12 protein-coding genes and 2 pseudogenes are annotated in these 10377 nt (G+C 50.9%); 12 read left to right on the forward strand and 2 right to left on the reverse strand.

Features of this window, described 5'->3' with window-relative positions:
* The 4 genes and pseudogenes from BQ17_RS21420 to BQ17_RS04200 all read left to right on the forward strand — a co-directional run.
* Positions 1 to 306 (forward strand): annotated as a pseudogene (locus BQ17_RS21420) (cytosolic protein); the annotation flags it as partial.
* A gap of 193 nt (positions 307 to 499) precedes the next feature.
* Positions 500 to 1153 carry a polysaccharide biosynthesis protein gene (locus BQ17_RS04195; RefSeq protein WP_089724562.1) on the forward strand — a complete coding sequence of 218 codons (654 nt, stop codon included), beginning with the start codon at positions 500 to 502 and terminating at the stop codon, positions 1151 to 1153.
* A 92-nt stretch (positions 1154 to 1245) separates the two neighbouring features.
* Positions 1246 to 1563 carry a hypothetical protein gene (locus BQ17_RS23140; RefSeq protein ID WP_256091476.1) on the forward strand — a complete coding sequence of 106 codons (318 nt, stop codon included), beginning with the start codon at positions 1246 to 1248 and terminating at the stop codon, positions 1561 to 1563.
* A 22-nt stretch (positions 1564 to 1585) separates the two neighbouring features.
* Positions 1586 to 2335 (forward strand): nucleotide sugar dehydrogenase, encoded by a 750-nt coding sequence (locus BQ17_RS04200; protein ID WP_256091477.1) that lies wholly within the window; start codon positions 1586 to 1588, stop codon positions 2333 to 2335.
* A gap of 78 nt (positions 2336 to 2413) precedes the next feature.
* On the opposite strand, the pseudogene BQ17_RS04205 reads toward BQ17_RS04200, so the two are convergent.
* Positions 2414 to 2605, reverse strand: a pseudogene (locus tag BQ17_RS04205) (helix-turn-helix domain-containing protein); the annotation flags it as partial.
* A gap of 111 nt (positions 2606 to 2716) precedes the next feature.
* On the opposite strand from BQ17_RS04205, the gene BQ17_RS04210 reads away from it, so the two are divergent.
* Genes BQ17_RS04210 through BQ17_RS04220 form a run of 4 tightly spaced genes read left to right on the forward strand, consistent with a single transcriptional unit; the run spans position 2717 to position 5941 of the window.
* A complete protein-coding gene (locus tag BQ17_RS04210; protein ID WP_089724567.1) occupies positions 2717 to 4021 on the forward strand; it encodes a lipopolysaccharide biosynthesis protein in 1305 nt (434 codons plus the stop codon).
* A 35-nt stretch (positions 4022 to 4056) separates the two neighbouring features.
* Positions 4057 to 4206: a hypothetical protein gene (locus BQ17_RS21425; protein WP_176722285.1), complete on the forward strand. Its 150-nt coding sequence runs from the start codon at positions 4057 to 4059 to the stop codon at positions 4204 to 4206.
* Entirely contained in the window at positions 4203 to 4523 is a 321-nt protein-coding gene (locus BQ17_RS21430) for a hypothetical protein (RefSeq protein WP_089724569.1), read from the forward strand. The genes BQ17_RS21425 and BQ17_RS21430 overlap by 4 nt, the downstream gene beginning before the upstream one ends.
* Positions 4524 to 4564: 41 nt before the next feature.
* Positions 4565 to 5941 (forward strand): carbamoyltransferase family protein, encoded by a 1377-nt coding sequence (locus BQ17_RS04220; protein WP_256091478.1) that lies wholly within the window; start codon positions 4565 to 4567, stop codon positions 5939 to 5941.
* An 8-nt stretch (positions 5942 to 5949) separates the two neighbouring features.
* On the opposite strand, the gene BQ17_RS04225 is transcribed toward BQ17_RS04220, so the two are convergent.
* Entirely contained in the window at positions 5950 to 6687 is a 738-nt protein-coding gene (locus BQ17_RS04225) for an IS1 family transposase (RefSeq protein WP_141699090.1), read from the reverse strand.
* Positions 6688 to 6873: 186 nt separating this feature from the next.
* Between BQ17_RS04225 and BQ17_RS04230 the strand changes: the two genes are divergently transcribed.
* Genes BQ17_RS04230 through BQ17_RS04245 form a run of 4 tightly spaced genes read left to right on the forward strand, consistent with a single transcriptional unit; the run spans position 6874 to position 10241 of the window.
* Complete coding sequence (locus BQ17_RS04230) at positions 6874 to 7584, forward strand: class I SAM-dependent methyltransferase (protein WP_089724574.1); 711 nt, start codon at positions 6874 to 6876, stop codon at positions 7582 to 7584.
* Positions 7581 to 8399, forward strand: a complete 819-nt coding sequence (locus tag BQ17_RS04235) for an FkbM family methyltransferase (protein ID WP_089724576.1) — start codon at positions 7581 to 7583, stop codon at positions 8397 to 8399. The genes BQ17_RS04230 and BQ17_RS04235 overlap by 4 nt, the downstream gene beginning before the upstream one ends.
* Before the next feature lie 2 nt (positions 8400 to 8401).
* Positions 8402 to 9952, forward strand: a complete 1551-nt coding sequence (locus tag BQ17_RS04240) for a hypothetical protein (protein WP_141699091.1) — start codon at positions 8402 to 8404, stop codon at positions 9950 to 9952.
* Positions 9945 to 10241 carry an O-fucosyltransferase family protein gene (locus tag BQ17_RS04245; protein WP_176722286.1) on the forward strand — a complete coding sequence of 99 codons (297 nt, stop codon included), beginning with the start codon at positions 9945 to 9947 and terminating at the stop codon, positions 10239 to 10241. Before BQ17_RS04240 ends, BQ17_RS04245 begins: the two co-directional genes overlap by 8 nt.
* Positions 10242 to 10377: the final 136 nt, after the last annotated feature.

Raw genomic sequence — 10377 nt, forward strand, 5'->3', positions numbered from 1 at the left:
CAGGGTCTGGAGCAGGGTCTGGAGCAGGGTCTGGAGCAGGGTCTGGAGCAGGGTCTGGAGCAGGGTCTGGAGCAGGGCTTGGAGCAAGGCCGCCAAGAGACGCGCCACCTACTCGCCCGCCAAGCCCGCCACCGCTTCGGTCCCGCGATTGCCGCGCAGGCCGAGCCGCTCCTGGCAGCGATTGTCGATCCTCTACAGCTGCAGCATCTCGGCGATGCACTCCTCGCCTGCCCCGACGGCACCGCTTGGTTGCGTGCCCTGCGTCAGGCACGGTCCACGCCAACCGCCGGCGACCGGCGCCCGTAACCGACATTCAAAAGCAGTCGATGAGCCTAATTGAAAACGCTTGCGACAGGGGGCGGAGCAAAAGGGAAGACCTGACCCTTTATCCGCACAAGAGCGACCTAACCTTGAATCTTATGCAATCATCCGGAGCATGACAACTAGGGTATAAGATATTGTGTACTGGTAACGACAAGCTACGATAGGGACGCAGTGAGTGTTTAACGACAAGTCGATTCTTATTACCGGCGGCACCGGATCCTTCGGCAGGCAGTGCACAAAAACGGTCCTGGAGCATTGTGACCCTCGCCGGTTAATCGTCTTCTCGCGCGACGAGCTCAAGCAGTTCGAGATGCGGCAGGAATTCAACGCACCCTGCATGCGTTACTTCATCGGTGACGTCAGGGACTATGAGCGCCTGGAGCAGGCAACGCGCGGGGTCGACTACGTGATCCATGCCGCTGCCCTGAAGCAAGTCCCGGCGGCCGAGTACAACCCGACCGAATGCATCAAGACCAATGTCTACGGCGCTGAAAAACTCATCCGCTCCTGCCTTGTCAACGGGGTCGAGAAGGTCATTGCGCTATCTACGGACAAGGCCGCGACCCCCATCAACCTCTATGGTGCCACCAAGCTCGCATCCGATAAACTCTTCGTGGCCGCCAACAACATGGCCGGCGGCCACAAGACGACCTTCGCCGTAGTACGCTACGGCAATGCCATTAAGTTAAGCGTTACCGGTCGGCAAAGTAAGCGAAAAAACGACGAATCACGCGAATCCTCACGAATGGATTCGCGCCGCTTCGCGCGATTCATCGTTTTCTCTTTCGTATTCCGACCCACCACGGCAAGCGGCCAACAGCTAACTTAATGGCATTGGGCTGTACCCACCAGGTAGGCACAACACTGGTGGGCACAGCCCACCCTACGGGTCCTGTCTGCCGAACCGCAACTTAAGTCATAATGGACGAAATTATCGAGTTGAACACGCGACTTTTGGATACAGTTCGTCGCGAGGGGTTTGCCGGCTACGATCCTTTCGACCTGTTGAACAGTCACCTGTTGCAATCGAGCCCGCTCTACGGCAATGAGTGGGTACGGTTGGCTTGGTTGCAGTTCGGTAAACGCTCGCCTATCAATTTCCGCCCTGTGCTGGGGGTGCCGAAGCGGCGTAATCCGAAAGGGGTCGGTCTGTTCATTCTGGGCTTGCTGCAGGATTATCACCGCACGGGTGAAACCGGCTACTTGTGTGAGCCCGCGAGCTGGCCGACTGGCTGCTGACCCAACGCAGCGACCCAGAGCAATGGACGCAATCCACGAGCTGGTCGCCAACGACCGCATCGTCGGCGGCATCGATGAGACATCTACCGCCACCGCGGCTTTCTACCGCCAGTTCGTCACCGGCAAGTTCCTCATCACCGACAGCCGTACCGCCGAGCTGGCCAAGCTCACCGAGAACAGCTTCCGTGATGTCAACATCGCCCTGGCCAACGAGCTATCCCGGATCTGCGACCACTTAGGCGTCGATATCCGGGAGCTGATCCGGCTGGCCAACCACCATCCCCGGGTCGAGATTCTGAGCCCTGGACCCGGCGTCGGCGGGCACTGCATCGCCGTCGACCCCTGGTTCATTATTCACTCCGCGCCGGAGCAGAGCCGACTCATCCACGTCGCCCGCGAGGTCAACACCGCCCAGCCGGAGTTCGTGGTTGCCGAGGTGGGCGTCGAGGCTGCCCGCCTCCGACATCCGACCATCGCTTGCTTCGGCCTCGCCTACAAGGCAGACATCGACGACCTGCGCGAGAGCCCGTCCGTCGAGATCGCGCTGCGCTTGGCCCGAGAAGGGGGTGGACGTATACTCGCTATTGAGCCCCACATCGAAACATTGCCGACACCCTTGGCCGTAGCCGATGTCCGGCTTTGCGGTGTGGATGAAGCACTGGCAGAGGCGGATATCGTGCTCGGGCTAGTCCCGCACAGGGCGTTTCAGAAAATGTCTCGACAGGCGTTGCGGGAAAAGATCGTGATTGATACTTGTGGGTTGTGGCAGTAGGGTGACGCAGAAAAGTGCATCCACCCTGGCGGGCCGTGGCCCGGTCTATGACAGCAGCTATAAGCTGTTGTATTCACATGTCGCCGTGGTCTGCAGGCGGTGCGGCGTGTGGCAACCATCGGCAACGCTGTCACGGCGTTTCCAGCGGCGGATGGTATCCTCACTCACGCCCAACTCATCGGCGAGTTGCGTGACGGACTGGTTGGATACCTGAATATACTGGCGGGTCTTCGGGGTCGTGGTCGCATTGGTATGCAAGTGGATGTTCATTGTGTGTTCTCCGCTACAGAGATGGTCACCAGTAGCTCCATGACCTCTCTGGCACGCAATAATGACCCGATCTTAGATCCTATGTAATCATCCGGGACCCGACAGAGAGGAATGGTCACTAACATCCTCCACCGCTGGAACACGCAGCGCGCTCGCATCAATCGACTTGCAAAAGAGGGTGGGTGGATTCTTGTTGGGCAGATAGCCAGTGTTCTCGGTGCGTTCGTTCTCGTCCGGATGCTGACGGAGTATCTTGATCCGGCAGAGTATGGCGAACTGGCGCTCGGATTGACCATCGCTACCCTGGTAAATCAGGTCGTGATGGGTGGGATCATTGCCGGCATTGGACGCATTTATTCCATCGCGGCAGAAAAGGGCGACCTTGGAGGTTACCTTCAAGCATCTTGGCGGTTGCTCACATACGCCACCTTAGTTGTCATCCTCATGGCAATCGTCTTGATCAGCGGTCTCGTGGCCGTAGGCCAAAGCCGATGGATGGGGTTGGCCATTGCAGTCTTTGTGTTCTCAATCCTATCTTCTTATAACAGCGCCCTAAATGGGGTACAGAATGCAGCACGCCAGCGCCCGGTAGTCGCCCTGCATAGCGGCATTGATGCCTGGCTGAAAATCGGGTTGGTGGTGGGGATGATGCTTTGGCTAGGCGCGGCCGGCACGACGGTAGTGATTGGCTATACCCTCTCTGTCTTGGTTGTTACCGGCTCACAGATCGTTTTTCTAAAGCGACTGATGCACCGGCAAAGTGTGTCTCACGATCGTGAAGAAGGCAATGAGAACTGGACGCTACAGGTTTGGGGGTTCGGTTGGCCATTCTCCATCTGGGGCATTTTTACATGGAGTCAACAGGCTTCGGATCGATGGGCATTGGAGGCGTTTGCTTCAACCCAGGAAGTCGGTCAATACACGGTTTTGTACCAACTTAGCTATACCCCTATCATCATGCTCACAGGCCTACTGATGACTTTCGTCGGGCCAATTTTATATCAAAGATCCGGCGCTGCTGATGATCATGCCCGTAACGCCACTGTGCACAGCATGGCGTGGCGCATCTCACTGATCTGTCTGGTGCTGACAGGGATGGCTTTTTCATGCGCCTGGTTGTTGCACGAGTGGATATTCCAGTGGTTGGTTGCGGAGGCCTTTCGTGATATCTCCCACTATTTACCCTGGGTATTACTTGCTGGAGGATCCTTCGCAACCGGACAAATGCTATCACTTAAGCTGATGTCGGAAATCCGCACTCAATCGTTACTACAGATGAAGATAGGAACTGCGCTTATCGGAGTTGGGGCAAATGTCCTGGGTGCTTGGTGGTATGGCGTCAGCGGCGTTATTGCTGCCTTGGTGATTTTCTCAGTGGTATACATGCTTTGGAGCGCGTATATAGCCTTGCAATAATCGTTACATCAACAGCAGAAAGGAGAAATTAGCCAATGAAGAACAAACACAACCTCCATGATGGCCGCTATTACGCAGAAATTTCCGCTGTAATTCTGAAACTGACACCAAAACACTTCCCTGAGCCATCAAAGATGGGCTACCTCAAGAGTCAAGATGCCAGTTTGTTAAAGGATAAATTATGAAGATATTAGGTATAAACGCAGGTCATGATGCGTCAATCTGTCTGCTAGAAGATAAAGGCAATTTATGTTTCGTAGTTGGGGAGGAACGCTTCAATCGAAAGAAGGTTTTTACCGGTTGGCCGTCTAACGCATTAATAACCATTGAGCCCGGAAATTACCATATTGCCATTGCTAACAGGGAGCGCGCATGGAAAAGGATGGAATTGCGGTATCAGCAGTTTATATTCGATGATGGGGTACCATATTACGACATCTTTAATAACCGAAGCTGGTCGATGAGCTTTGGGTCGAGAAAAAAATCAACGCTGAACCAATAATTCGTAAGCACCTCGCTGATATCGGTATCGTCCCCGCTTCAATTACCTATTTTGATCATCATCTATGTCATGCGGCAAGTGCATATTACACCTCAGGGTACCATGATGCGCTTGTTATTACGGCAGATGGTGCAGGGGATGGGCGTAGTGCCACTGCACATACTGTAATCAACGGAGTATGGACTGAGATCTCTTCGACCTCGTTGCCTCATTCACCGGGTCATATGTATGCATGGGCAACACGTTTGCTTGGATACAAGGTGGGGCGGCATGAAGGGAAGCTTACGGGACTTGCCTCATATGGAGATACATCACATGTTAAGCAATTGGGTGGCCAATTACTTCAATACACGACTGACTCAAAGTCTTTCCTTAACCCTTACTTGCATGATGGAAATTATATATCATTTACAGATAAGCTTCGTTGCTTGTTGAACAATGAAGCGGTATATCCTTCATACGAGGCTTTTCGAAGGCTGGTTGGCAAATACTATGGGAAAAATTTCAGACCGGAGGATATCGCTGCGATTGCTCAGATTGAACTGGAAAGAGCTGTTACGGCATGGGTTTCGGACTTGGTTAACAAAACCGGTCTGACGCATGTTGCATTGGCCGGAGGAATTTTTGCCAATGTGAAACTAAATCAGCAGATAGAGGCCATTCCTGAAACTAAGAAAGTATGGATTTTTCCTGATATGGGAGATGGCGGCCTTTCAGTTGGTGCTGCATACCTTCAACTTAATTCTCAAAAAACCATATCAAGCCGCCCTTTGGAAAATGTTTATCTAGGTCCAAAATTTAACGGTGATCAAATACTGGCTGCCTGCAAGGATGCTAACCTGCACGTCACGAAGCAAGCTGAAAATCTCGCACAGGAAACTGCCAAGCTATTGGCAGATGGTGTAATTGTTGGGTGGTTTCAGGGGCGGATGGAATTCGGTCCTAGAGCACTAGGGCATCGCAGTATTCTCCTACATCCAGGTCGTCGGGAGATGAATCAGGTCATTAATAAGCGCCTCAATCGAACGGAGTTCATGCCTTTTGCACCTTCTGTATTGGAGGAGTACAAGAATGACTTGTTCTCAGGTGGTGGAAAATCAGAACACGCGTCTCAATTTATGACAATCACCTATGATGTGAATCCGGAATGGATTGATAGACTGGCAGCAGTGGTACATATTGATAACACGGCGCGCCCACAAGTAGTTTACAAAGGGAAAGAAACACTTTACTGGTCAGTAATTGATGAGTTCCGCAAGCTCACTGGCCTTCCAGCAATTGTAAATACCAGTTTTAATATGCATGAAGAACCAATTGTATGCACTCCCGAAGATGCCATTCGTTCATATCTACATGGTGCTGTAGATGTTTTGGTGCTTGGTGATTACATCGTAAGGAAGGGTAGTGGTGATTTTTGAAGTGATATCTAGCCAACAATCGGCAATAATTCGGTATTATATCGGTGTATGAAGAGTTTTAAACAAATCTCATGCATTTTAATACATTTGCAAAAAGACAACGTCTTACGTACGAAGCGTGCCAAATGTTGCCGTAAGGTATTATTCCAACGCTCAATATGAGCCGTTTCCCCCGTTTCTTTACCCACAGGGCGATGTTGCTCGCTCGGAATGACGGCTTGATACGCGTTCCAATAATCACTGAAAACAATGGCTTCTTTATAAGCGGATGGTACGCGATCCCAGAGTATTTGACAGGTGTCTTCGCTGCGATCACCGCAGGCATAGGCGACGATTTCTCGGGTCTCTCTATTCATGGCAATCCAGACCCAAACTTTGTCTTTGCTACGGAAGACAAAGGACCACAACTCATCCAGCTCCAGCACAGGAATCTTTTTCGAATCAACAGGTTGTAGCGTCTCTTCAAGGGGTGGGAGGTCATTCGCCTTTTCTTTTAACCAAACACTCAATGTTTGGCGAGAGACCCCAAAAGTCCGTTCAATCGCGCGCATACTGGATCTTTCTTGATAAACTTTTATAATGAGTTCTTTCTTTTCTTCCGTCGAGCGTTCTTTGAGCTCAAGTACGCCATAGGCACCACAGGTTTTACAATGATATTGCGAGCTACCGGACGCATTTGTGCCATTTTTAACGAGATCTTTGCTCTGACATTTACGACAGGTGTATACTTTAGCCTCAATAATCATAATTGAAAACTCTTTGGTTGGTTTTATCAATGAACGTAATCGTTCAAACCAACCGTATTATTCCAGAAGAGAGGGCTAAAATCTAGAATCAGGTAGCGAGAAATAACGGTGGAAATCGGAATGATTACCGATGAACCCATCTACTCGATCACTTCAAAAATCACCACTACCTAAGGAAGTAATGCCATGATCATTAAGAACATCAATGAAGAAACCCGCCAAGCCTGGCTGAAGCAAGTCCTCTCCTCGTTACCAAAAGGTGCGCGTTTGCTCGATGCGGGCGCCGGCGAGCTAAAGAATCGTAGGTACTGCGCGCATCTGGACTACGTTTCTCAGGATTTCTGTCAGTACCACGGCGGGGGGGGGCACCCGGACGAAGGGTTGCAAACCGAAGGCTGGGATACCTCGCGGATTGATCTGGTCAGCGACATCGCCGAAATACCGGCACCGGATGCCAGCTTCGACGCCATTCTTTGCAGTGAGGTACTGGAGCATGTCCCCGAACCCACACACGCCCTTGACGAGTTCGCTCGCCTGCTCAAACCCGGCGGCACCTTGATCCTCACCGCGCCTTTCGGATCGGTCGTGCACATGGCCCCGTACCACTTCTGTTCGGGTTTTTCCAAGTATTGGTATGAACACCACCTTGCCTTGCGGGGTTTCGACATTCACGAACTCGTTGCCAATGGTGATTGGTATGCCCTGTTGCGTCAGGAGGTTACCCGCTTGGGTGGCCTTGAGCGTCAGCGCGGCAACTGGGCTTGGCCGCTGGCCTATCTGTACGGCATGCTCGGTGTTGCCTACTTTTCCTTGCGCGCCAAGAGAATAGCAGAGGACTTGGCTTGCTTTGGTTGGCAGTGTGTGGCGGTAAAAGAGTCACAGGAGACTACTAAATGATCAGAAATGCACTCAAAAGCATCGTCGAGCGCTTCCCTCGCACGGCACAGTTCTATCGCAATAACCGCGATCTGCTAGATCGGAACAGTTCTGCAATCGAAACCCCTTGGGGCTTCTCACTCGCTGGGCATCCTGCCATGGCGTCGGGCACGTTCGAGCCTGAGGAAACCCGACTGGTCAGGGGACTACTTCAGGAGGTCGATATTCTCGTCAATGTCGGCACCAATGTGGGCTATTACTGCTGTCACGCGCTCAGCCTCGGTAAGCCCGTGACCGCCGTGGAGCCGATTGCCCGTAATTTGCACTACCTGATGCGCAACATCACGGAAAATGGGTGGGCGCAGCAGGCCGAGATATTCCCCGTTGCACTTGGCGCGAAAGCTGATGTGCTGAAAATGTGGGGGGGGGGGACAGGAGCGTCTCTCATCAAGGGCTGGGCGGGTATTCCGGAGTCCTATGTCACGCAGGTGCCCGTGTTGACGCTTGATCGTATCCTTGGCTCGTCGTTGCAGGGTAGGCAAGCGCTGATCCTAGTGGATGTTGAGGGTGCGGAGTACGCCGTGTTGCAAGGTGCGACAAACAGCTTGCGTCATGAGCCAAGGCCGATCTGGATAGTCGAGATCGGTTCGACCATCCACCAGCCGTCTGGTGTCACCGTCAATCCAAACCTTGTCGCAACGTTCGAGCAGTTTTTCGAGCGAGGGTATTCTGCTGTTTCTGCGGACGCTAAGAAGGCTGTTGTTAATTTAGAAACTGTTTTGGCGGCTGCAAATGGTGAAGCGTCGTTTGAAACGCATAATTTTTTGTTTCGGTAGCGATGATTAATCCAATTCAGGAAAATCAATCAAGCTCAATTGCTATTGCCATGCCTGCAAGGCGGGCCAATAGGGTTCAACTCCAGATCGCTCCGTTGGTCTTTCTGGCGCTTGGCATCCTCTCTGTGGTTTTGTTTCACGCGGATGTCTATTTTTCCATCGGCTTGTCGGTTGCACTCATGGTGCTTGTTGTTATTTATTTTATCCGCCAATTGAGGGCAAAGCGTATTGGCGCGTTGATAGCGTTGTTGCTCGCAGTATATTTATTGCCATTTATCCATATCCCGCCTTACCTGTGGTTTGACTTTAACAGCAATCCTTCTAGACTCTGGGGGTTAGCTGTCAACCCTTATATGTTAGAAGAAAAGGTTATCGAACTAACAGCAATGATTGTGGCTACGGGGGCCTTGGGTATTGCTTTTGTGGGCTCGCTTACAAACAAGTTCATTGAAAGAGATCATGGTCTTAACGCAGACGGAAGCAGGCGTAAATATCATAGTCTCTCTTTTCCAATTTGGTTTTTTTGGCTTTTTGTTGGTATTGCTCTTTCTTACGTAACAGCCCCCAAAGATTCAATATTTGTTGAAGTCTATACAGCTTCAGATTCTATTTCGCAGAATTGGAATTTTTCTTCATCTTGGATGATGTCTTACGTAATTCTCAGTTTTGCTTTTGTTGATGCATTGATCGATCAACGCAAAATTCGAAGAGATCTAAAATGGGCAATTATTCTTGCTAGTGTTGCTTACATAGTTATTTGGTTACAGCTACTTCGTGGCGATCGTGCGGCTGTGCCATGGGTTTTCTCTTTGGCAATAGTGAAATACTATTGGCTTCGAGGCTTTTTGCTGCGCAACGTCAATTTGCTGCGCAACGTCAATCGGCAAACTTCTTTTTTCAAAATAGTCATTTGGGTTTTCATCCTTGTTGCTACCTCGATGATCATCGGTGTTCTCCGTAGTGCACTTACAGGCAAAGATTTAGAATTCGCTATTCAGCTTATAATGGAAATGTTCTTTGAGGGCACTTTGGGTTTGTCTAATATGTTGCACGGAACATGGTCTGCCGCTCTCCTCACACCACTTAGCGTTGCTGGTGATCACATTTATGGCCTCTTGCGCATGAAGTGGGGCGAAGACTATCTCAACATTCTCCTTTCTTTATTGCCTGGTTTTGTAGCTGATATTTTTGATTATGAGCGGCCTTTAACTGAGATGTCAGGCCCAGCATGGGAAATGCGTTATGGACTTGGTGGTACGCATGCATCTGTTGTCCCATTTATGAACTTTAGGATGGTAGGCGTATTTATTGTGCCTGCCCTATGGACATTTTTTTTTCAATACGTTGAGCGAAAATCCATGCGTAAGATCTCAGTCATAAACGTAACTCTATTACTGACCATTTCATTATCCTCGGCGCATTTTTTATGGTACGGCGAGAAGAACGGTATCAACGCGATCATTCTGTGGGTGATTTTTGCATTCTTTTATCGCGTGTCTTTAGGTCTGAGTCGAAGCAAAGTGGTGAGCGGGGCAGTGCTCGACCATGGCTAAGGTCTTTGCCCGCATTTTCGGTGGTGTCGGGAACCAACTCTTCGCCTACGCTGCCGCCCGCCGCTTGGCATTCGTGAACAATGCGGAATTGGTGCTCGACGATGTCAGCGGCTTTGTTTACGACCATCAATATCAGCGCCACTATCAGTTAGACCACTTTCGTATCCCTTGTCGAAAGGCCATATCTGCTGAGCGCCTTGAACCCATTTCGAAAGTCAGGCGTTATTTGAAGCGCCGGTGGAATCAGCGTTTGTCTTTCGAGCGGAGAAGTTATTTGGGTAGTGGTTAAATTCAAAGTGACATGGTTGTGCGACTTAACGATTCGACCCCCACTGCTTTTGCCATCCTTGGCGCCTGGATTCCGGCAATCCCTGCCGGAATGACGGGGTAGGGGTCGGCAGACTTCATCACTTAAAATTTAGCCA

The sequence above is a fragment of the Candidatus Thiosymbion oneisti genome (assembly GCF_900092655.1).
GTDB lineage: Bacteria > Pseudomonadota > Gammaproteobacteria > Chromatiales > Chromatiaceae > Thiosymbion > Thiosymbion oneisti.